Consider the following 21,948-nt stretch of genomic DNA (forward strand, 5'->3'; position numbering starts at 1 on the left):
TACGCAAGCGCGTCGCAGCTTGCTCAAGGGCTGCGGTACCCTAGCGCCATGCGTGCCGTACGCCTTCTGCTTAGCGGGCCGCGCTGATCAGTCCCGACCACCGCACGGATCGTGGTCGGCATCGGCGCGGCGTCCCCTCCTGTGCGAGGGGATTTTTCGTTTCTAGAACGCACAGCCGCCGGCAGAGACGATCGATGGAGCTTTGAGGATCATGAGCGAGACGAACTCCGCTGCCCCCGCAGAGGTGGCCGCGCCGCACCGCTACACGGCGGCCCTGGCCGCCGACATCGAGGCACGCTGGCAGGACTTCTGGGACGCCGAGGGAACGTACGCCGCGCCCAACCCCAAGGGTGACCTGGCGGGCGATCCGGAGCTGGTCGCCAGGCCCAAGAAGTTCATCATGGACATGTTCCCGTACCCCTCGGGTGCGGGCCTGCACGTCGGTCACCCGCTGGGCTACATCGCCACCGACGTCTACGCGCGCTTCCAGCGCATGACCGGCCACAACGTCCTGCACACCCTGGGCTTCGACGCCTTCGGCCTGCCCGCCGAGCAGTACGCCGTGCAGACCGGCACGCACCCGCGCGTGTCCACCGAGGCCAACATCGAGAACATGAAGGCCCAGCTGCGCCGGCTGGGCCTGGGCCACGACAAGCGCCGGTCGTTCGCCACGATCGACCCGGACTACTACAAGTGGACCCAGTGGATCTTCCTGCAGATCTTCAACTCCTGGTACGACCAGGAGGCCGGCCGGGCCCGCCCGATCGCCGAGCTGGTCGCCCAGTTCGCGTCCGGTGAGCGCGCCGTCCCGAGCGCCGACGGCTCCCCGCGCGCGTGGAGCGAGCTGAGCGCCGTCGAGAAGGCCGACGTCCTGGGCGAGTACCGGCTGGCCTACGCCTCCGACGCGCCGGTCAACTGGTGCCCCGGCCTGGGCACCGTGCTGGCCAACGAGGAGGTCACCGCCGACGGCCGCTCCGAGCGCGGCAACTACCCGGTCTTCAAGGCCAAGCTGCGCCAGTGGAACATGCGCATCACCGCCTACGCCGACCGGCTGCTGGAGGACCTGGAGGAGCTGGACTGGCCCGAGGCCATCAAGCTGCAGCAGCGCAACTGGATCGGCCGCAGCGAGGGCGCCCGCGTCGACTTCCCGATCGACGGCGAGCGCATCACCGTCTTCACCACGCGCCCGGACACCCTGTTCGGCGCGACCTACATGGTGCTGGCCCCCGAGCACCCGCTGGTCGAGAAGTTCACCCCGGACGCCTGGCCCGAGGGCACGCACGAGGCGTGGACCGGCGGCCACGCCACGCCCGCCGAGGCCGTCGCCGCGTACCGCGCGCAGGCCGCCTCGAAGTCCGACGTCGAGCGCCAGGCCGAGGCCAAGGACAAGACCGGCGTCTTCGTCGGCGCGTACGCCACCAACCCGGTCAACGGCGAGCGGGTCCCGGTCTTCATCGCCGACTACGTCCTGATGGGCTACGGCACCGGCGCGATCATGGCCGTCCCGGCCCACGACACCCGTGACTTCGCGTTCGCGCGCGCCTTCGAACTGCCGATCCGCTGTGTCGTCGAGCCGACCGACGGCCGCGGCACGGACACCTCCACGTGGGACGACGCCTTCGTCTCCTACGACGCGACGATCGTCAACTCCGCCCAGGAGGACGTCTCCCTGGACGGCCTGGGCGTCGTCGAGGCCAAGGCGCGCGTCACCGAGTGGCTGGAGCGCCGGGGCATCGGCGAGGGCACCGTCAACTTCCGCCTGCGCGACTGGCTGTTCAGCCGCCAGCGCTACTGGGGCGAGCCCTTCCCGATCGTCTACGACGAGGACGGAGTCGCCCACGCGCTGCCCGAGTCGATGCTGCCGCTGGAGCTGCCCGAGGTCGAGGACTACAGCCCGCGCACCTTCGACCCGGACGACGCCGACACCCAGCCCGAGACGCCGCTGTCGCGCAACGAGGACTGGGTCGACGTCACCCTGGACCTGGGCGACGGCCCCAAGCGGTACCGCCGCGAGACCAACACCATGCCCAACTGGGCCGGTTCCTGCTGGTACGAGTTCCGCTACCTGGACCCGCACAACACCGAGCAACTGGTCGACCCCGAAATCGAGCAGTACTGGATGGGCCCGCGCGAGGGCCTGCCGCACGGCGGTGTCGACCTGTACGTCGGCGGCGCCGAGCACGCCGTGCTGCACCTGCTGTACGCGCGCTTCTGGTCCAAGGTCCTGTACGACCTGGGGCACGTCTCCTCCGCGGAGCCGTTCCACAAGCTGTACAACCAGGGCATGATCCAGGCCTACGTCTACCGCGACAGCCGCGGCATCGCCGTGCCGGCCGCCGAGGTCGAGGAACGCGACGGCGCCTACTACCACGGGGGCGAGAAGGTCAGCCGCCTGCTGGGCAAGATGGGCAAGTCCCTGAAGAACGCGGTGACCCCGGACGAGATCTGCGCCGAATACGGCGCCGACACGCTGCGCCTGTACGAGATGGCGATGGGCCCGCTGGACGTCTCCCGCCCCTGGGACACGCGCGCGGTCGTCGGCCAGTTCCGGCTGCTGCAGCGGCTGTGGCGCAACGTCGTCGACGAGGCCACCGGCGAGCTGACGGTCGTCGACGCCGAGCCCGACGAGGACACGCTGCGCGCCCTGCACAAGGCCATCGACGGCGTGCGCGGCGACCTGGAGGGCATGCGGTTCAACACCGCCATCGCCAAGATCACCGAGCTGAACAACCACCTGACCAAGGCCGGCGGTGCCGTCCCGCGGTCCGTCGCCGAGGACCTGGTGCTGCTGGTCGCCCCGCTGGCCCCGCACATCGCCGAGGAGCTGTGGCGCAAGCTGGGCCACACCGGCTCCGTCGTCCACCAGGACTTCCCGGTGGCCGACCCGGCGTACGTGCTGGACGAGTCCGTGACCTGCGTCGTGCAGATCAAGGGCAAGGTCAAGGCGCGGCTGGAGGTGCCCCCGTCCATCTCCGAGGAGGAGCTGGAGAAGGTGGCGCTGGCCGACGAGGCCGTCGTCAAGGCGCTGGGCGGCGCGGACATCCGCAAGGTGATCGTGCGGGCGCCGAAGCTGGTGAACATCGTTCCGGCGTGACGGCTGCGTGCGCCGGGGCCTGGGGCGCTGAGCGCCCGGCGTGAACCGGGCGTCCGGGGTGTCCCCTACGGGACGGGCCGGGGTCTTCTGCGGGCAGGTTCGGGGTTCTCATGGAACTCCGGACCTGCCCCTGCCGTTTACCGTGGGAGAGGACAGCGGTGTGCGGCACGACCGTCGCGCCGCGCCGGGACCGAGGAGGAGCACGTGGAAGCAGTGATCGCCGTCTTCGCCGTGCTCTTCCTGCTGTTCGTGGCCCTCGGCACCTACGCCACGATCAAGGCGGTCGGCGCGGCCAAGCGCGGGGTGGACCGCACCCTCACCCAGGCCCGCCGCACCGTGGAGGACCACACCCTGCGGGCCAAGTCCTTCGCCCAGTTCGGGCCGGCCGCCGAGATCGCCCAGCTCCGGCTGAAGCTGCGCACCTCGATGCGCGCCACCCAGGACACCCTGCACGCGGGTGCCGTCGACGACGAGTCCCTCAAGGAGTCCCTCGGCCTCTTCCGGCGCCTGAGCGCGCACGGCCACGAGCTGGACGAGGAGCTCAAGCGCCTCGAGGCCGAACCGGACCGGGCGACGCTCACCGAGCGACTGCCCGGCCTGCGCGAGCGCGCCGAGCGGATCACCGCGTCCGCGGACGCCCTGCGCTGGGCGGCCCGCGACCGCGCCCGCCGGTTCGCCGACGACGACCTGAACACCCTCAGTGCGCAGATCGACGTGGAGACGGGCGCGCTGCGGCACTGGACCACCACCGAACCCGGCCCCGCCGCCGCGGCCTCCGCCCCGTCCGCGGGGTCACCGGGCGCCACGGGACCGTCCGCGCAGGCGCCTCCGCCGTGGCCCGACGCTCCCGCCGCCGGCTCCTCGACCCACAGCCAGACCTGGCCCGACCAGCAGGGCGCGCGTGCGGACCGGGAGGCGGACCGGCCCGCGATCACCCCGCCGGCGCCGCGTCCCGCTTACCCTTGGCAGAAGAAGCCGCGCCCCGAGAGCACCACTTGATCCGGTCAAGGGCTGTCAAGCCCTGAGGGGCCGGGCTGCCCCCCGCACGCTACGGCAGGTAACCTCCAGCTCATGTCCCGCCATGTCGCGATCGTCACGGATTCAACGGCCTACCTGCCGCAGCGGACGATGGAGCGCCACGGCATCACCGCGGTCCCGCTGACGGTGGTCCTCGGCGACCAGGCATTCGAAGAGGGCACCGAGATCTCGACCCGCTCCCTCGCGCAGGCACTCCAGAAGCGACGCTCCGTCACCACCTCGCGGCCCAGCCCCCAGCAGTTCGCCGAGACCTACCGCGAGGTCGCCGCCTCCGGCGCCACGGGCATCGTCTCCCTGCACCTGTCCGCGGAGCTGTCGGGCACCTACGACGCGGCAGTGGTCGCGGCCCGCGAGGCACCCGTGCCGGTGCGGGTGGTCGACACCGGCATGGTCGCCATGGCCCTGGGGTTCTGCGCACTGGCCGCGGCCGAGACGGCGGAGGCGGGCGGCACGGTGGACGAGGCGGTCACGACCGCGGAGAAGCGGGCCGCCGGCACCTCCGCCTACTTCTACGTCGACACCCTCGAATACCTCCGCCGCGGTGGACGCATCGGCACGGCCCAGGCCCTGCTGGGTTCCGCGCTCGCGGTGAAACCGCTGCTCCAGCTGGAGAACGGCCGCATCGACCTGCTGGAGAAGGTGCGCACGGCGTCCCGGGCCATCGCGCGGCTGGAGGAACTGGTCGCCGACCGGGCGGGCAGCGCACCCGTGGACATCGCCGTCCACCACCTGGCCGCCCCCGACCGTGCCTCGGCCCTCGCCGAGCGGCTACGGACCCGGGTGCAAGGGCTGGCCGATCTGCATGTGAGCGAGATCGGCGCGGTGATCGGCGCGCACACCGGGCCGGGGCTGCTGGGGGTCGTGGTCTCACCGCGATGAGGCCCACGTCGGTCGTGGCGGGGGTGGTGCGGCGGGGCCGCTGTGGTCCGGCGGGGCGGGGCTCGCGGCGAGCGCGCTTTCACTCGTGAGAGTGGTGGAGTTGTCCACAACTTGGGTGCCGTCCACGGAAATTGAGCAAGATCATCGTGAATCGGCGATGTGTTCCATGCTCGTCGCATGGCTCTTCGATCACGCACCGTCAGCACCACCGCGACCAGTGGCCCCGGCCGGCAGCCCGGCTCCGACGGCCGCACCCGCCACCGCCGCACACCGGTCCGGGCCCGCACCGCCACGACGCGACCCCGGCAGGCCTCGGCGGACGAACTCCGCCGACGGGCGCGGGTGCTCTTCGCCGAACGGGACGGTGACGGACGGCAACCGCCGGACGGGCCGACGGGGACGGGGGCGGCTCCTGGTCCGGGGTCGGGCTCCGGCGCGGACACAGGCACGGGCATCGGTCCGCCCATGGACCATGGGGGCGTCGACACCGTGGGGGCCGGCGATGCCCTGATCGACACCGGCTCCGTCGCCTTCCGTGGCATGGACAGTTGGCGGGAGCGGGCGGGGTTCGCGGTGCGGGAGCGGATGCCGTTGTGGATGCAGACGCGGTACGGGCTGGAGCGGCGCAGTGTGCTGGCGCTCGCCGTCGTGCTCGTCGTCGCGGCCGTCTTCGCCGTCCAGCACTTCTGGAGCGGGCGCACCCAGACCGTGTCGGCGCCTGAAGTGGTGCGGGCGGTGGCGCCCTTCGACAAGGCGTCCGCCGGACCCACCGCCTCGGCGACCGGAGTGGCGGCCGGGCCATCGTCGACCCCGGGGGCCAGCGCCTCGCCCGAGATCGTGGTCGACGTCAGCGGCAAGGTGAGGAAGCCGGGGATCCATCGCCTCCCGGCCGGTTCGCGGGTGGCGGACGCCCTGCGGGCGGCCGGTGGGGTGCGGCCGGGGACGAACACCGACGGTCTCAACCGTGCCCGGTTCCTCGTGGACGGGGAGCAGGTGGCGGTGGGGATCATGGGAGCGGCACCGGGGCCGCCGGCGGGCGCGGGTACCAGCGGCGCGGTGGGCTCGGGCGCGGGCGCAGCCGGCGGGGCCGGTGCGGGAGCCGCCCCAGGGGCGCCGATCTCGCTCAGCACGGCGACGGCCGAGCAGCTCGACACCCTGCCCGGCGTGGGCCCCGTGCTCGCCCAGCACATCGTCGACTACCGCACCCGGCACGGCGGTTTTCGCTCGGTCGACGAACTGCGCGAGGTCAACGGCATCGGTGAACGCCGCTTCGCCGACCTGCGGAACCTGGTACGGCCATGAGCCCACCGCACGTCGATCACGGCCCGGTGGACCTGCGCATGGTGCCGCTCGCCCTGGCCGCCTGGGCGACCGCCGCGCTCACGCTGGACGCGGCTGCCGGGATGGTCGCCGGCCTGGTGGTGGGCTGCCTCCTGGTCGCGGGGGTGCTGCTGGCGCGAGGACGCGGGGCCGACTCGTCGGCGGGAGGTCCGAACGGTCGCCCAGGTCACCGCCGCAGGCGTTCCTGGTCCCGCGTGACCGTGGGCGGGATGCTGCTGTGCGTGGCCGCCGCTGCGGTGTCGGCCGCGTTGCACGGGGCGGACCTCCGGCGGGGGCCGGTTCCTGGGCTGGCCCGGGAGTTCGCCGGGGTGAGCGCCGAGGTGGAGCTGACCGGTGATCCGCGGTTGAGCCGGCCGAGGATCAGCGGGGACCACATGATGCCGGACTCGGTGCTGGTCGACGCGCGGGTGCGCCGGGTGGAGGTGCCGGGCGGGGGCGAGGTCGCCACGCGGACACCGGTACTCCTCGTGGTCGACGCCGGGCGGCGGGGGCGCTCCGGGGCCGAGGGGGTGGGCTCGCGGAAACCTGAGGTGTCGCCGTGGCTGGGGCTGCTGCCGTCGACGCGGGTGCGGGTGCACGGTCGGCTGGCGCCCGCCACCACCAGCGGGGACCGGTTCGCGGCGGTGCTGCGGGTGAGGGACCGGGCGGCGCCGTCGGTGGTGCGGGAGGCGTCGGCGGCGCAGCGGCTGGCGGGGCGGTTGCGGGCGGGGCTGCGCGAGGCCACCGACGGGCTCCCCGCGGACGCGCGGGCGCTGCTGCCGGGCCTGGTCGTCGGGGACACCGGACGGATCACGCCCGAGCTGGACGAGGCGTTCAAGGAGACGGACCTTGCCCACACGCTCGCGGTGTCCGGCAGCAACCTCACGATCATCCTCGCCCTGCTGATCGGACCGCCGGGACTGGCCCAACAGGTCGAGCGGCGGGGTCTGGCGCCCCGGCTCGGGATCTCGCTGCGGTCGACGGCCGTGCTGGGCGGGGTCCTCACGCTCGCCTTCGTCGTGGTGTGCCGACCCGACCCGAGCGTGGTGCGGGCGGCCGCCTGCGGGGCGGTCGTGCTGCTGGCCCTCGCGACCGGTCGGCGCAGGTCGTTGATCCCGGCGCTGGCCACGGCGGTGCTGTTGCTGGTGCTGTACGACCCGTGGCTGGCCCGGAGTTACGGCTTCCTGCTGTCGGTGCTGGCCACCGGCGCGCTGCTCACGCTCGCGCCCCGCTGGAGCGAGGCGTTGCGCCGGCGCGGGGTGCCGGGGCGGCTCGCGGAGGCGCTGGCGGCCGCCGGTGCGGCGCAGGTGCTGTGCGCGCCGGTCGTCGCGGTGCTGTCGGCGCGGGTGAGCCTGGTCGCGGTGCCGTGCAACCTGCTGGTCGAGTTCGCGGTCGCGCCGGCCACGGTGCTCGGGTTCGCGGCCCTGGCGACGGCGCCGGTGGCGATGCCGGTGGCCGAGGCGCTGGCGTGGTGCGCCGGCTGGCCGGCCGCGTGGATCGCCAAGGTGGCCCGGACCGGGGCTGCGCTGCCCGGCAGCGGGGTGGACTGGCCGGGCAGCTGGACCGGGGCGCTGCTGCTGGCGCTCGTCACGGTGGCAGTGCTGGTGGCCGGGCGCAGACTGCTCGGGCACCCGTGGCTGTGCGCGGCGTGCGGGCTGCTGCTCCTGCTGGTGGTGGTGCAGCCGCCGCCGTTGACGAGGGTGATCACGGGCTGGCCCCCGCCGGGGTGGCGGTTCGCGATGTGCGACGTGGGGCAGGGCGACGCCACGGTGCTGGCGGCCGGGCCCGGTACCGGGGTGGTCGTGGACGCGGGCCCGGATCCGGAACTGGTGGACCGGTGCCTGACGGCGCTCGGCATCACCAGGGTCCCGCTGCTGGTGCTGACGCACTTCCACGCCGACCACGTGGCCGGGCTGCCCGGGGTGTTGCGGGGGCGGTCGGTGGGGGCGATCGAGACGACTGCGCTGGCGGAGCCCGAGGACCAGGTGGAGTTCGTCCGGAAGGAGGCGGGGAGCCGGGGGGTACCGCTGGTGACGGCCGCGGCCGGCGAGCGGCGACGGGTCGGGGCGCTGGACTGGCAGGTGCTCTGGCCACCACCCCCGCCTCCGTCTTCGCCCCCGCCCCCGCCCCCGGGCACGGGCACGGGCACGGGCACGGACCAGAGTCAGCGACAGAGCCAGAGCCCGATCCCGATCCCGGGCCCCGAGCCGCCCCCGGCCGACCCCAACGACGCCAGCGTCACCCTCCTGGTCCGCTCGGCAGGCCTGCGGTTGCTGCTCCTCGGTGACCTCGAACCCCTGTCCCAGCAGGCGCTGTTGCGCTCGCCGGCGGCCGGGCTGCTGGGCGGGGTGGACGTGCTGAAGGTGGCGCACCACGGCTCGGCCTACCAGGACCCGGAGCTGATACGGGTCGTGGCGCCGAGGCTGGCGTTGATCTCGTGCGGGGCGGACAACGGCTACGGGCACCCTGCTCCGAGCACGGTCGCGGCGCTGCGGGCCGGGGGCGCGGTGGTGCTGCGGACGGACCGGGACGGGGCGTTGGCGGTCAGTGGGGAGGGAGGGGACCTGCGGGTGGCCGTGGATTGAGGAGGCGGGAGGGCGGGCGGGAGACTGGCCGCATGGATTCCGCACAGGCTGATGCCTATCTGCGTCGCATCGGGGCCGAGCGGCCCGCGCGACCGACCGCCGACACTCTGCGCGAGCTGCACCTGCGCCACCTGCGCAGCGTGCCGTTCGAGAACCTCTCGATCCACCTCGGCGAGGAGATCGTGCTGGAGGAGGAACGGCTGCTGGAGAAGGTGGTGGGCGCCGGCCGGGGTGGCTTCTGCTACGAGGTGAACGGGGCGTTCGGGGCGCTGCTGGGCGCGCTCGGGTACGAGGTCGCGCTGCTCGCGGGGCGGGTGTTCGGCGAGGACCGGCTCGGGGTGCCGTACGACCACATGGCGCTGCGGGTGCGGGCGGTGGACGGGAGCGAGTGGCTGGCGGACGTGGGGTTCGGGGCGCACAGCCACTTCCCGTTGGCGTTCGGGGAGAGGGAGGAGCAGAAGGATCCGGGCGGGGTCTTCCGGATAGTGGAGGCGGGGGAGGCGGGGGACCTGGACGTCGTCCGGGACGGCAGCCCCGAGTACCGGCTGGAGGTGCGGCCGCGTGAGCTGCGGGACTTCGTGGCCGGCGCGTGGTGGCACCGGACGTCGCCCGAGTCGCACTTCACGCGGTCGTCGGTGTGTTCGCGGGTCACGGAGGACGGGGGGAGGGTGACGTTGAGCGGGCGGCGGTTGAAGGTGACGCGGGCCGACGGGGCCGTGGAGGAGCGGGAGTTGGCGCGGGACGCGGAGGTGCTGGCGGCGTACCGGGAGTGGTTCGGGATCGTGCTGGACCGGGTGCCGGACGTGCGGGAGGCCGGGCGGCAGGACGTGGCGGGGTGAGCGGGAGAATGGGGGCGTGAGTGATGTGAGACATGTGCTGGTGCTGCCGGACCGGGATGCCGCGGACGAGGCGGCGGAGGCGTTGCGGGAGCGGTTCGGGGTGCGGGAGGAGCTGAGGGTGGTGCGCGACGCGTTGGCGGGGGAGGACGACGCGGAGGACGCGCAGTGGCTGGTGCCGGTGCGGGACGAGGAAGGGCGGCTGGACGCGGCCGAGCTGGACGCGCTCGCGGGGGAGTGGGAGGGGTGGCGCGAGGAGCCCTGAGCGGGACGTGCCCGTTCGGGCGCGGGAACGGCTCGGCGGCGCTGTCGGTGGGGCGTGTCATCCTTGGGGCGATGGCCAGGAAGAGTGCGTACGAGGATGTCCTTGCCCCGGTGACGGTTGCCGTGGGGCAGGAGGAGCTGTTGCTCGATCGGGCCGTGCAGGAGGTGGTCGCGGCGGCGAGGAGCGCCGACGCCGACACCGATGTGCGTGATCTGACCCCCGACCAGGTGCAGCCCGGGACGCTCGCCGAGCTGACCAGCCCGTCGCTGTTCGCGGAGCGCAAGGTCGTCGTCGTACGCAACGCGCAGGATCTGTCGGCCGACACGGTCAAGGACGTCAAGGCGTACCTCTCGGCGCCGGCCGAGGAGATCACGCTGGTGCTGCTGCACGCCGGCGGGGCCAAGGGCAAGGCGGTGCTGGACGCCGCGCGCAAGGCCGGGGCCCGTGAGGTGGCCTGCCCCAAGATGACCAAGCCCGCGGACCGGCTGGCCTTCGTGCGGCAGGAGTTCCGGGCCACCGGGCGGTCCGCGACGCCCGAGGCGTGCCAGGCGCTGGTCGACTCCGTCGGCAGCGACCTGCGGGAGCTGGCGTCCGCCGTGTCGCAGTTGGTGGCGGACGTGGAGGGGACGATCGACGAGGCCGTCGTGGGCCGGTACTACACCGGCCGGGCGGAGGCGTCGAGCTTCACCGTGGCCGACCGGGCCGTGGAGGGGCGGGCCGCCGAGGCGCTGGAGGCGCTGCGCTGGTCGCTGGCCACTGGGGTGGCGCCCGTGCTGATCACCAGCGCGCTCGCCCAGGGCGTGCGGGCCATCGGCAAGCTGTCGTCGGCGCGCGGCGGGCGTCCCGCCGACCTGGCGCGGGAGCTGGGCATGCCGCCGTGGAAGATCGACCGGGTGCGGCAGCAGATGCGGGGCTGGACCCCGGACGGCGTCGCGTACGCGCTGCGGGCCGTGGCCGAGGCCGACGCGGGCGTGAAGGGCGGCGGCGACGACCCGGAGTACGCGCTGGAGAAGGCGGTCGTGGCGATCGCCCGCGCGGCGCGTTCGCGGGGCCGCGGGTAGTCACCGGGCAGGTCAGGAGCGTCGGTCTCCCCGCAGCGCGAACAGCGTCACCGGGAGGACGAGCCGCCCGCGCGGGGGCGCGCGTGGTCGCCGGACAGGTCGGAGGCGTCGGTCTCCCCGCAGCGCGAACCCCCGTCACCCGGAGGACAATCGTGCTGTCAGCCGTACACCGCCGGAGACGGAAAGGTGGCGATCACCATGGCTGAACACCCGCACGCCGCTCTCGTCCGCAAGGGCTACGACGCCTTCCAGCGCGGGGACATGGACACGATGCGGGGCCTGATGACCGGGGACTGCACCCACCACGTGCCCGGTTCACACCCGCTCTCGGGGGACCACAAGGGGATCGACGCGGTCCTCGACCACTACGGGCGGCTCGGCTCGGAGACGGACGGGTCGTTCCGGGTGGAGCTGCGGGACGTGCTCGTCGACGGCCGGGGGCACGCGGTGTCGGTGCACCGCTTCACCGCGGACCGGGGCGGGCGGCACGTCGACGCGATGGGCGGCATCGTCTTCCGGATCGTCGGGGAGAAGATCACCGACCTCGACGAGTGCGTCGCGGACATCGAGCAGATCGACGCGTTCTGGGCGTGACGGGGACGACCCACCCCCGGACAGCGCACACGAGACACAGCACACGGCACGCCGACACCGCACACCGACACCGCACACGCCGAGGACCCCGTCGGCCGCCCTGGGGAAGGGCGGGCGGCGGGGTCCTCGGGTTACAGCTGGTGTTGGATCCACGCCCGCGTGGCGAACGCAGGCCGCGCGTGGATCCGGGATGCCGGTCGGGAGCGGATGAGAGAGGGCCCGCTCTGGGTCCGTCCGGCGGTCAGATCACAGAGAGGTTCAGCCCTGGAGGGACGCGACCTTGGCGGCCAGCGCCGACTTCTTGTTGGCGGCCTGGTTCTTGTGGATGACGCCCTTCGAGACGGCCTTGTCGAGCTGACGCGCGGCGACGCGCTGGTACTCGGTGGCCTTCTCGACGTCACCCGCGGCAGCGGCCTCGCGGGCCTTGCGGATCGCGGTCTTGAGGGAGGACTTGACAGCCTTGTTGCGCAGCCGGGCCTTCTCGTTGGTCTTGATCCGCTTGATCTGGGACTTGATGTTCGCCACGAATGAGCCTTTTCAGGTTCAGGCACGGAGCCGCGAGGGTCCCGTGCCAGGTGATTTCTTGGGTTGTGCCTCGCGCTGAGAGGGCATGAGACACAGCCACCCAGGCTACCAGTGGCCGGGCGAGTGGCCCAAACCGGTCGCCGGTCCGCGCCCGTGGGACCATGGAGGCTACGTATCGATCCGACCCGAGGCATAAGGCGCCTCAAGAGACAGGACCCTGCGTGCCCGCGACCCCTAACAACGTGCCCGAGCCGAGCCGTACCGACCCGGCGCTGATCCGCAATTTCTGCATCATCGCGCACATCGACCACGGCAAGTCCACGCTCGCCGACCGGATGCTCCAGCTGACCGGTGTGGTCGAGCAGCGGCAGATGCGTGCCCAGTACCTCGACCGGATGGACATCGAGCGCGAGCGCGGCATCACGATCAAGTCCCAGGCGGTGCGGCTGCCGTGGGCCCCCACCCACGACAAGGGCAACACGCACATCCTCAACATGATCGACACGCCGGGGCACGTCGACTTCACGTACGAGGTCTCGCGGTCGCTCGCCGCCTGTGAGGGGACCATCCTCCTCGTCGACGCCGCCCAGGGCATCGAGGCGCAGACCCTCGCCAACCTCTACCTGGCGATGGAGAACGACCTCACGATCATCCCCGTGCTGAACAAGATCGACCTGCCGGCCGCGCAGCCCGAGAAGTTCGCCGAGGAGCTCGCGAACCTCGTCGGCTGCGAGCCGGACGACGTGCTGAAGGTCTCCGCGAAGACCGGCCTGGGCGTGGAGGCGCTGCTGGACAAGGTGGTCGCCGAGATCCCGGCCCCGGTCGGCGTCAAGGACGCGCCCGCCCGCGCCATGATCTTCGACTCGGTCTACGACTCCTACCGCGGTGTCGTGACGTACGTCCGTGTCATCGACGGCCAGCTCAACAAGCGCGAGCGCATCCGGATGATGTCGACGGGCGCCACCCACGAGCTGCTGGAGATCGGCACCAACTCGCCCGAGATGCTGGCCGCGGACGGCCTCGGCGTCGGCGAGGTGGGCTACCTGATCACGGGTGTGAAGGACGTCCGCCAGTCCAAGGTCGGTGACACCGTCACCAGCCAGGCCAAGGGCGCCACCGAGGCGCTCGGCGGCTACAAGGACCCCAAGCCGATGGTCTTCTCGGGCCTGTACCCGCTGGACGGATCGGACTACCCGGAGCTGCGCGAGGCGCTGGACAAGCTCCAGCTCAACGACGCGGCGCTGGTCTACGAGCCGGAGACCTCCGCGGCGCTCGGCTTCGGCTTCCGCGTCGGCTTCCTCGGCCTGCTGCACCTGGACGTGATCCGGGAGCGGCTGGAGCGCGAGTTCGGCCTGGACCTGATCGCCACCGCGCCGAACGTGGTCTACCGGGTCGTGATGGAGGACGGCAGCGAGCACGTCGTCACCAACCCGAGCGAGTTCCCCGAGGGCAAGATCAACGAGGTGTACGAGCCGGTCGTGCGGGCCACGATCCTCGCGCCGACCGAGTTCATCGGCTCGATCATGGAGCTGTGCCAGACCCGGCGCGGCACCCTCCTCGGCATGGACTACCTCTCCGAGGACCGGGTCGAGATCCGCTACACGCTGCCGCTCGCGGAGATCGTCTTCGACTTCTTCGACCAGCTGAAGTCCAAGACCCGCGGCTACGCCTCGCTGGACTACGAGCCCACCGGCGAGCAGACCAGCTCCCTGGTCAAGGTCGACATCCTGCTGCACGGCGACAAGGTGGACGCGTTCTCGGCGATCACCCACAAGGACGCGGCCTACGCCTACGGTGTGCGGCTCGTCGCCAAGCTGCGCGAGCTCATCCCGCGGCAGGCCTTCGAGGTGCCCATCCAGGCCGCCATCGGCTCGCGGGTGATCGCCCGCGAGACCATCCGCGCCATCCGCAAGGACGTCCTCGCCAAGTGCTACGGCGGTGACATCTCCCGCAAGCGGAAGCTGCTGGAGAAGCAGAAGGAGGGCAAGAAGCGGATGAAGATGGTGGGTTCCGTGGAGGTTCCGCAGGAGGCCTTCATCGCGGTGCTGTCCAGCGACGACAGCGCGGGATCGGCCAAGGGCAAGAAGTAACCGGCGGTCACGGCCGCCCGCCAGCCAGAATCCGGCGCCACAAGCCGGCCACAGAAGGGTCTGCCGGACGAAGAACGGCAGGCCCTTCGGCATGTAAGCGGGTGTTTCCCGGCGGATTCCTGGAGGAAGTGACAGGCCGCTGCCCCTTACATACCAGCCGGTCGGGCCTTACCCTGATGCCTGCTCGGTAGTTACTCGCGAGTTAAACAAGGGCTCGCGGGGGAGGAATCAGCCAGACAGAGCCAGCCGGCCGGGCTGGCCGCACGAGCCAGCCGCACCGTCGCGGGCCCGGAGGATGTCGTGAGCGACACACAGACACTGATCGAGAACCGTCCGCCGTCCGTCGCGGGCCTCTTCCTGGAGCGCGTGGCCGCCACACCGGACGCGGAGGCCTACCGCCATCCGGTGCCGCCCGCCTCGGGCGAGGGCCCGGACGAGTGGAGGTCGCTGAGCTGGGCGCAGGCCGCCGAGCGGGTGTACGCGATCGCGGCCGGTCTCATCGAGCTCGGTGTGCAGCCCGAGCAGCGCGTCGCGCTGGCGTCCTCCACCCGCCTGGAGTGGATCCTCGCCGACCTCGGCATCATGTGCGCCGGCGCCGCCACCACGACGGTCTACCCGCAGACCAACGCGGACGAGTCGGCGTTCATCCTCTCCGACTCCGAGAGCCGGGTGCTGATCGCCGAGAACGCCGACCAGCTCGCCAAAGCGGTCGCGAAGCGCGCCGAGCTGCCCGACCTCACCCATGTGGTCGTGGTGGACGCCGCGGGCCTCGAAGACGTCGCGGGCGCGGGGGACGGCGAGGGCCAGGAGTGGGTCCTCACCCTCGACGAACTGGAGAAGCGCGGCGCGGCCCGGCTCCAGCAGGAGCCCGACCTGATCCGTGAGCGGGTCGGCAAGATCGGCAAGGACCAGCTCGCCACCCTCATCTACACCTCTGGCACCACCGGGCGCCCCAAGGGCGTGCGGCTGCCGCACGACAACTGGTCGTACATGGCGAAGGCGATCGCCGCGACCGGGCTGGTCGGCCCGGACGACGTGCAGTACCTGTGGCTGCCGCTCGCGCACGTCTTCGGCAAGGTGCTGACCTCCGGCCAGATCGAGGTGGGCCACGTCACCGCCGTCGACGGCCGCGTCGACAAGATCATCGAGAACCTGCCGGTCGTGCAGCCGACGTACATGGCCGCCGTGCCGCGCATCTTCGAGAAGGTGTACAACGGCGTCGCCGCCAAGGCGAAGGCGGGCGGCGGGGCCAAGTACAAGATCTTCCAGTGGGCCGCCGAGGTGGCCCGCGAGTACGCGAAGGTCACCCAGGACAACTTCCGCCGCACCGGCAACCGCACCGCGCCGTTCGGCCTGTCGGCCAAGCACAAGGTCGCCGACACGCTCGTCTACTCCAAGATCCGCGAGGCGTTCGGCGGCAACCTGCGCGCCTGTGTGTCCGGCTCGGCCGCGCTCGCGCCGGAGATCGGCTACTTCTTCGCCGGCGCCGGCATCCACATCCTGGAGGGCTACGGCCTCACCGAGTCCTCGGCCGCCTCCTTCGTGAACCCGGGCGAGGCCTACCGCACCGGCACGGTCGGCAAGCCGCTGCCCGGCACGGAGGTGCGGATCGCCGACGACGGGGAGATCCTGCTGCGCGGCCCCGGCATCATGCAGGGCTACCACAAGCTGCCTGAGAAGACCGCGGAGGTCCTGGAGGCGGACGGCTGGTTCCACACCGGGGACATCGGCGAGCTGTCGCCCGACGGCTACCTGCGCATCACCGACCGCAAGAAGGACCTGATCAAGACCTCGGGCGGCAAGTACATCGCGCCGGCCGAGGTCGAGGGCCAGTTCAAGGCGGTCTGCCCGTACGTCTCGAACATCCTGGTGCACGGCGCCGACCGCAACTACTGCACCGCGCTCATCTCGCTCGACGAGGTGGCCATCCTCGACTGGGCCAAGGAGAACGGGCTGGCCGGGAAGTCGTACGCCGAGGTCGTCGCCGACCCCTCGACGGTCTCCCTCGTCCAGGGCTACGTCGAGGAGCTCAACTCCGGTCTCCAGCGCTGGCAGACGATCAAGAAGTTCCGGCTGCTGCCGCGGGACCTGGACGTGGAGCACGGCGAGATCACCCCGAGCCTGAAGCTGAAGCGGCCCGTGGTGGAGCGCGAGTACAAGCACCTGATCGAGGAGATGTACGCGGGGACGCGGGAGGCGTAGCCCTCCGGGAGGGAGGGGGCGTACTCCGCCCGTCGGCCGGCGGTCCGTCGGTCGATGTTCGGAATGCGCCCCCGGACCGGCCCCCTTCGCGCCCTTTTCGATCCTCTTCCGGACAGATGCCGACGCTCTGTCGCCCCGTACGGCCCACTTCGGCCACCGGGCGCTCACGCACGCCCCCGGCTGGCACCCTGTCGGCGACGAGCGACGGGTGTGCGGCGCCGAACTGTGCGGGAGCTGTCGATGGGGGTCCTTCCCACGCAACGGGAGACGGTGTCCCGGACCGGCGGCACGCCGGCGCCGGCCCGGCCGCTCCCCCGGGTGCGGGCCACGCTGCCGGGCGGCGCCCTGGCGCCCGGCACGGCCCGCGGGCTGCTCGGCGGGGCCCTGCGGGAATGGGCCGGCCTCGGCCTGCCCGTGTCCGCCCGGCTCGCCGAGGACGCGGTGCTGGTCGTCAGCGAGCTGGTCACCAACGCGGTCCTGCACGCCGGTACGGACGTCGACCTCGACTGCCGACTGGCGGAACCGTGGGAGCCCGGCACGGGCGCGGCGCGGACGGCGTACGACGTCGTCGTCGAGATCTCCGACCGGCACCCTGGCCGGCACCCCGCGCGTCCCCCCGCCGACGGCCCGCCCCCGCCCCACGCGCCGTCCGCGGCCCTCCCGGAGGACGGCCGGGGGCTGCGCCTGGTCGCGGCGCTGGCCGAGGAGTGGGGCGTGACCTACCGCCGCGGCGCCAAGACGGTGTGGGCCCGCCTGCCCGGCGCGCCGGGACCGGACGGGACGGAGGCGACCGGGACGGAGACGACCGGGACGGACGCGGACGGGGAGGCCGGCGAGGGCCTGCCCGCCGTGTCGGGGGCGCACCCGGACCCGGCGCCCGGCGTGTCCCGGACGCCCGACCCGTCATCCGTGCCCGGAGTGTCCCGGACGCCCGCCCCGTCATCCGCCGGCCCAGCCGCCCCCGATGCCCGCCCCGCCGCGCCCGGCGCCCTCCCCGACCGCGACCAGGACTGGCTCGGCCGGAACGCGCTGTCGTTCCTCGCCGAGGCGTCCGACCTGCTCGCCGGGCAGCTCGACGAGGACCTGGTCGCCTCGCTCACCGGCCAGCTCCTGGTGCCGCGCCTCGCCGACTGGTGCGCGGTGTGGCTGGAGGACGAGGTCGGCGGGCGCGGCTGGGGCGACGGCTCCGGGCAGCGGCTCGCCCGCGTCCGGCACGGCAGCGAGGGCCACGTCGAGGAACTGCGCCAGGCCCTGGAGAAGGACCCGCCCTGCCTCACGGAGACCCCGCTCACCGCGACCTCCCTGGCCGTCACTTCCCTCGCCGCGACTGCCCTCAGCTCAACCGCCCTCGCCGGGCCGGTCGAGCTGCCCTGGCCCGGCGCCGCGCCGGGCGGGCCGGGTGCGGTGCTCGCCTGCCGGCTGGTCGCGGGCGGACGCCCGCTGGGCACGCTGGTCATCGGGCGGTCCGGAGCGGAAAGGTTTCCCGAGGAGGTCGCCGGCCTGGTCGAGGACTTCAGCCGCCGGGTGGCGCTCGCCGTCGGCGCGGCCCGCCAGTACGCCCGCCAGGCCACCATCAGCGCCGTCCTGCAGCGGGGCCTGCTGCCCGGCGCGGTCGCCGAGATCCCCGGGGTGCGCAGCGCGCTGGTGTACGAGCCGTGCGACCAGGGTGGCCCGAGCGGCGACTTCTATGACCTGTTCCCGGCGGGCGACGGCCGCTGGTGCTTCGCCGTCGGCGACGTGCAGGGCAAGGGCCCCGAGGCGGCTGTGGTCATCGGGCTCGCCCGGCCCTGGCTGCGGCTGCTGGCCCGCGAGGGGTACGGCGTCGCCGACGTGCTCGACCGGCTCAACCAGCTCCTCCTCGACGACGCCACCGAGGCGGCCGACGCGGCGGCCCGCGCCTTCGCCGGCCCCACGGGCCCCGCCGGACCGGCCGACGGCCCGCAGACCCGCTTCCTCTCGCTCCTCTACGGCGAGCTCGTGCCCTTCCCCGGCGGCGTCCACTGCACCCTCGCCTCGGCGGGGCACCCGCTGCCGCTGCTCCTCGGCCCGGACGGCACCGTACGGACGGTCGCGCAGCCGCAGACGCTGCTCGGGGTCGTGGAGGACGTGGCGTACACCAGCGAGACGTGCGCGCTGCTGTCCGGCGACAGCCTGCTGTGCGTCACCGACGGGGTCACCGAGCGCCGCTCGGGCGCGCGCCAGTTCGACGACGGCGACGGGCTCGCGCAGGCCCTGGCCGGGTGCGTGGGGCTGGACGCGGACGGGATCGCGGCCCGGATCCGGCAGCAGGTGCACGCCTTCGGCGCCCGGCCCCCGGAGGACGACCTGGCGCTGCTGGTGCTCCAGGCCGAGTAGCGGGACGTCCGTCGCGTCACGCCCGGCGAGGTCACCCCGCGGGTGCGGGACAATGGAACGCATGCCTTCCGCACTCCCCGACGGCGAGCCCGTCCCCTCCGACGGTGCGCTGCCCGCGTCCGCGCTCGCCGGGGCCGCCGACCGCCCCCTCGGCTTCTACCTGCACGTCCCGTACTGCGCGACCCGCTGCGGCTACTGCGACTTCAACACCTACACCGCGACCGAGCTGCGCGGCACGGGCGGTGTGCTGGCCTCCCGCGACAACTACGCCGACACCCTGATCGACGAGGTCCGCCTCGCCCGCAAGGTGCTGGGCGACGACCCGCGCGAGGTCCGCACGGTGTTCGTCGGCGGCGGCACGCCGACCCTGCTGGCTGCGGGCGACCTGGTGCGGATGCTCGGCGCGATCCGGGAGGAGTTCGGGCTCGCCCCGGACGCGGAGGTCACCACGGAGGCCAACCCGGAGTCGGTCGACCCCGCCTACCTCGCGGAGCTGCGGGCGGGCGGCTTCAACCGGATCTCCTTCGGCATGCAGAGCGCGCGGCAGCACGTCCTCAAGGTGCTCGACCGCACCCACACGCCCGGCCGCCCCGAGCGGTGCGTCGCCGAGGCGCGGGGGGCGGGCTTCGACCACGTCAACCTCGACCTGATCTACGGCACCCCCGGGGAGAGCGACGAGGACTGGCGGGCCTCGCTGGACGCGGCGATCGGCGCCGGCCCCGACCACGTCAGCGCCTACGCGCTCATCGTCGAGGAGGGCACCCAGCTGGCCCGCCGGATCCGCCGCGGCGAGGTCCCGATGACCGACGACGACGTGCACGCCGACCGGTACCTGATGGCCGAGGAGGTGCTGTCGGCGGCGGGCTTCGCCTGGTACGAGGTGTCCAACTGGGCCACCTCCGAGGCGGGGCGCTGCCTGCACAACGAGCTGTACTGGCGGGGCGCCGACTGGTGGGGCGCGGGGCCGGGCGCACACTCCCACGTCGGCGGGGTGCGCTGGTGGAACGTCAAGCACCCCGGCGCGTACGCGGCCGCGCTGGCGTCCGGGCGCACGCCGGGTGCGGGGCGTGAGCTGCTGTCCGAGGAGGACCGGCGGGTCGAGCGCGTCCTGCTGGAGCTGAGGCTGCGCGAGGGCGTCCCGCTGTCCCTCCTCAAGCAGGACGGCCTCGCGGCGTCCCGCCGGGCCCTGACCGACGGCCTGCTCCAGGAGGGGCCGTACGCGGGGGGCCGAGCGGTGCTCACCCTGCGGGGGCGGCTGCTGGCGGACGCGGTGGTGCGGGACCTGGTGGACTGAGCGACCGGGCCGGTCACGACGTCCGGGCCGGCGCCGCCGTCAGGCCCCGCCGTCGCCCGTCACGAAGTCGATCAGTTCCTCGACGCGGCCCAGCAGCTCCGGCTCCAGGTCCTTGTACGACCGCACCCGCTTGAGGATCGCCTGCCACACCGCACCGGTGTTGTCCGAGGGCCAGCCCAGCGCCCGGCACACCCCGGTCTTCCAGTCCTGGCCGCGCGGGACCCGCGGCCACGCCTCGATACCCAGGGACGACGGCTTCACCGCCTCCCAGATGTCGATGTACGGGTGGCCGACGACCAGCGCGTGCTCGCTGGTGACCGACTGTGCGATGCGCCACTCCTTGGTGCCGGGGACCAGGTGGTCCACCAGGACTCCGAGGCGGGCGTCGGGGCCGGGGGCGAAGTCGTCCACGATCGACGGGAGGTCGTCCACGCCCTCCAGGTACTCCACGACGACGCCCTCGACGCGCAGGTCGTCGCCCCAGACCTTCTCGACCAGCTCGGCGTCGTGCCGGCCTTCCACGTAGATGCGTCCGGCGCGGGCGACGCGGGCCCGGGCGCCGGGGACGGCGACGGAGCCGGAGGCCGTGCGGGTGGGGCGTGCGGGGGCGGAGGCGGTGGGCCGGACGAGGGTGACCACCTTGCCCTCCAGCAGGAAGCCCCGGGGTTCCAGCGGGAACACGCGGTGCTTGCCGAAGCGGTCCTCCAGGGTCACCGTGCCGGCCTCGCAGCGCACGACCGCGCCGCAGAAGCCGGTGCGGGGCTCCTCGACCACCAGGTCCGGCTCCGCCGGGACCTCGGGGACCGGCTGGGACTTCTTCCACGGAGGGGTCAGGTCGGCGGAGTACCTACGAGGGCGCGGGCCCGAAGGGCCCTCGCTGGAAGGGCGGTGGCGGGAGACGGGTGGGCGCATTCGGATGACGATAGGAGAAGCTCCGGCGCCGTTACGGCGACACGCCGAACCGGGCCGCCAGCGCGTCGCGTTGGGCGCGGACGAAGGCCGCGTCCACCACCGCGCCGTGTCCGGGCACGTACAGCGCGTCGTCGCCGCCGAACGCCAGCAGCCGGTCCAGCGCGGCCGGCCAGCGCGAGGGCACGGCGTCCGGGCCCGCCTGGGGCTCACCGGACTCCTCGACGAGGTCGCCGCAGAAGACCACCTCGGTCTCCCCGGGGACCAGCACGGCGAGGTCGTGGGCGGTGTGGCCGGGCCCCACGTTGGCCAGCAGCACCTGCCGGCCGCCGCCCAGGTCGAGGGTCAGCTCGCCGGAGACCGGGTGACGGGGCCGGACCAGCGCGCTCGCGGCCTCCTCGGCGGTGGCCTCGTCCAGCCCGTTGCGCACCGCGTCCGCCCGCAGCTCCTCGGCGCCCGCGGCGAGCACCGCGTCCGTGCCGACCGCGGCGTACACCTCGGCGCCCGCCAGGGCGGCCGCGCCGAACACGTGGTCGAAGTGGGGGTGGGTGAGCGCGAGATGGGTCACACGGCGCCCGGTGAGGCGCTCCGCCTCCGACCGCAGCCGCGCCCCCTCGGCGAGGCTCGACCCGGCGTCGATCAGCAGCGCCCCGTCCCGCCCGGGGACCAGTCCCGCCGTGCAGTCCCAGCCCGGCAGCCGCACCCGCCCCACGCCCGGTGCGACGCGCTCCCAGCCCAGCTCTTCCCAAGTCACCGTCATACCGGGACGCTAGCGGTACTGCCCCCGGCCGCGAGGCCGACCTTGCCCAGCCGGTACCCCACCGCCGTACACTGGGCCGGGGAATGCTGGCACTCACGATCGAAGAGTGCCAGGTGGACGTCTCGGGGACGATTTCTGGAG

16 protein-coding genes are annotated in these 21,948 nt (G+C 73.3%); 13 read left to right on the plus strand and 3 right to left on the minus strand.

From position 1 onward, the window contains the following. The first annotated feature begins 211 nt into the window (after positions 1-211). From leuS to AQJ30_RS32910, 9 genes are all read left to right on the plus strand, one after another. Positions 212-3,094, plus strand: coding sequence for a leucine--tRNA ligase (leuS, locus tag AQJ30_RS32870; RefSeq protein ID WP_067241190.1), 2,883 nt, complete (start codon positions 212-214; stop codon positions 3,092-3,094). Between the two features lie 204 nt (positions 3,095-3,298). Beyond that, the gene (locus AQJ30_RS32875) at positions 3,299-4,093 is read left to right on the plus strand and encodes a hypothetical protein (RefSeq protein ID WP_067241191.1); all 795 of its coding nucleotides are present in this window, start codon (positions 3,299-3,301) and stop codon (positions 4,091-4,093) included. A gap of 72 nt (positions 4,094-4,165) precedes the next feature. Next, positions 4,166-5,011 carry a DegV family protein gene (locus AQJ30_RS32880; protein WP_067241193.1) on the plus strand — a complete coding sequence of 282 codons (846 nt, stop codon included), beginning with the start codon at positions 4,166-4,168 and terminating at the stop codon, positions 5,009-5,011. Positions 5,012-5,188: 177 nt separating this feature from the next. Next, entirely contained in the window at positions 5,189-6,313 is a 1,125-nt protein-coding gene (locus AQJ30_RS32885; RefSeq protein WP_067241195.1) for a ComEA family DNA-binding protein, read from the plus strand. Further along, positions 6,310-8,916: a ComEC/Rec2 family competence protein gene (locus AQJ30_RS32890; protein ID WP_067241196.1), complete on the plus strand. Its 2,607-nt coding sequence runs from the start codon at positions 6,310-6,312 to the stop codon at positions 8,914-8,916. The genes AQJ30_RS32885 and AQJ30_RS32890 overlap by 4 nt, the downstream gene beginning before the upstream one ends. A gap of 32 nt (positions 8,917-8,948) precedes the next feature. Then, positions 8,949-9,755 carry an arylamine N-acetyltransferase family protein gene (locus AQJ30_RS32895; protein WP_067241198.1) on the plus strand — a complete coding sequence of 269 codons (807 nt, stop codon included), beginning with the start codon at positions 8,949-8,951 and terminating at the stop codon, positions 9,753-9,755. A 16-nt stretch (positions 9,756-9,771) separates the two neighbouring features. After that, positions 9,772-10,017, plus strand: a complete 246-nt coding sequence (locus AQJ30_RS32900) for a hypothetical protein (RefSeq protein ID WP_067241200.1) — start codon at positions 9,772-9,774, stop codon at positions 10,015-10,017. Positions 10,018-10,088: 71 nt separating this feature from the next. Further along, positions 10,089-11,078 carry a DNA polymerase III subunit delta gene (gene holA, locus AQJ30_RS32905; RefSeq protein WP_079084456.1) on the plus strand — a complete coding sequence of 330 codons (990 nt, stop codon included), beginning with the start codon at positions 10,089-10,091 and terminating at the stop codon, positions 11,076-11,078. A gap of 198 nt (positions 11,079-11,276) precedes the next feature. After that, positions 11,277-11,672, plus strand: coding sequence for a nuclear transport factor 2 family protein (locus AQJ30_RS32910; RefSeq protein WP_067241344.1), 396 nt, complete (start codon positions 11,277-11,279; stop codon positions 11,670-11,672). Between the two features lie 258 nt (positions 11,673-11,930). Here the strand turns inward: AQJ30_RS32910 and rpsT are convergent, their stop codons facing one another. Further along, positions 11,931-12,197 (minus strand): 30S ribosomal protein S20, encoded by a 267-nt coding sequence (rpsT, locus tag AQJ30_RS32915; protein ID WP_067241202.1) that lies wholly within the window; start codon positions 12,195-12,197, stop codon positions 11,931-11,933. A gap of 221 nt (positions 12,198-12,418) precedes the next feature. On the opposite strand from rpsT, the gene lepA reads away from it, so the two are divergent. From lepA to hemW, 4 genes are all read left to right on the plus strand, one after another. Beyond that, entirely contained in the window at positions 12,419-14,287 is a 1,869-nt protein-coding gene (gene lepA, locus AQJ30_RS32920; protein WP_067241203.1) for a translation elongation factor 4, read from the plus strand. A 300-nt stretch (positions 14,288-14,587) separates the two neighbouring features. Then, a complete protein-coding gene (locus AQJ30_RS32925; protein ID WP_067241205.1) occupies positions 14,588-16,489 on the plus strand; it encodes an AMP-dependent synthetase/ligase in 1,902 nt (633 codons plus the stop codon). A 240-nt stretch (positions 16,490-16,729) separates the two neighbouring features. Beyond that, positions 16,730-18,844 (plus strand): SpoIIE family protein phosphatase, encoded by a 2,115-nt coding sequence (locus AQJ30_RS32930; protein ID WP_067241207.1) that lies wholly within the window; start codon positions 16,730-16,732, stop codon positions 18,842-18,844. A 61-nt stretch (positions 18,845-18,905) separates the two neighbouring features. Further along, positions 18,906-20,138: a radical SAM family heme chaperone HemW gene (gene hemW, locus AQJ30_RS32935; RefSeq protein ID WP_067241208.1), complete on the plus strand. Its 1,233-nt coding sequence runs from the start codon at positions 18,906-18,908 to the stop codon at positions 20,136-20,138. A gap of 39 nt (positions 20,139-20,177) precedes the next feature. Here the strand turns inward: hemW and AQJ30_RS32940 are convergent, their stop codons facing one another. Further along, positions 20,178-21,050, minus strand: coding sequence for a DUF3097 domain-containing protein (locus tag AQJ30_RS32940; RefSeq protein ID WP_067241210.1), 873 nt, complete (start codon positions 21,048-21,050; stop codon positions 20,178-20,180). A gap of 31 nt (positions 21,051-21,081) precedes the next feature. Beyond that, on the minus strand, positions 21,082-21,807 hold the full coding sequence (locus AQJ30_RS32945; protein WP_067241212.1) for an MBL fold metallo-hydrolase: 726 nt from the start codon (positions 21,805-21,807) through the stop codon (positions 21,082-21,084). Positions 21,808-21,948: the final 141 nt, after the last annotated feature.

Source organism: Streptomyces longwoodensis, assembly GCF_001514125.1.
Lineage (GTDB): Bacteria > Actinomycetota > Actinomycetes > Streptomycetales > Streptomycetaceae > Streptomyces > Streptomyces longwoodensis.

Excerpts from the sequence above, each read along its gene's own strand:
- AQJ30_RS32910 (WP_067241344.1), top strand. The coding sequence starts at position 11,277 with ATGGCTGAACACCCGCACGCCGCTCTCGTCCGCAAGGGCTACGACGCC.
- hemW (WP_067241208.1), top strand. The coding sequence starts at position 18,906 with ATGCCTTCCGCACTCCCCGACGGCGAGCCCGTCCCCTCCGACGGTGCG.
- AQJ30_RS32880 (WP_067241193.1), top strand. The coding sequence starts at position 4,166 with ATGTCCCGCCATGTCGCGATCGTCACGGATTCAACGGCCTACCTGCCG.
- AQJ30_RS32945 (WP_067241212.1), bottom strand. The coding sequence starts at position 21,807 with ATGACGGTGACTTGGGAAGAGCTGGGCTGGGAGCGCGTCGCACCGGGC.
- AQJ30_RS32890 (WP_067241196.1), top strand. The coding sequence starts at position 6,310 with ATGAGCCCACCGCACGTCGATCACGGCCCGGTGGACCTGCGCATGGTG.
- AQJ30_RS32940 (WP_067241210.1), bottom strand. The coding sequence starts at position 21,050 with ATGCGCCCACCCGTCTCCCGCCACCGCCCTTCCAGCGAGGGCCCTTCG.
- AQJ30_RS32930 (WP_067241207.1), top strand. The coding sequence starts at position 16,730 with ATGGGGGTCCTTCCCACGCAACGGGAGACGGTGTCCCGGACCGGCGGC.
- AQJ30_RS32885 (WP_067241195.1), top strand. The coding sequence starts at position 5,189 with ATGGCTCTTCGATCACGCACCGTCAGCACCACCGCGACCAGTGGCCCC.
- holA (WP_079084456.1), top strand. The coding sequence starts at position 10,089 with ATGGCCAGGAAGAGTGCGTACGAGGATGTCCTTGCCCCGGTGACGGTT.
- leuS (WP_067241190.1), top strand. The coding sequence starts at position 212 with ATGAGCGAGACGAACTCCGCTGCCCCCGCAGAGGTGGCCGCGCCGCAC.
- AQJ30_RS32895 (WP_067241198.1), top strand. The coding sequence starts at position 8,949 with ATGGATTCCGCACAGGCTGATGCCTATCTGCGTCGCATCGGGGCCGAG.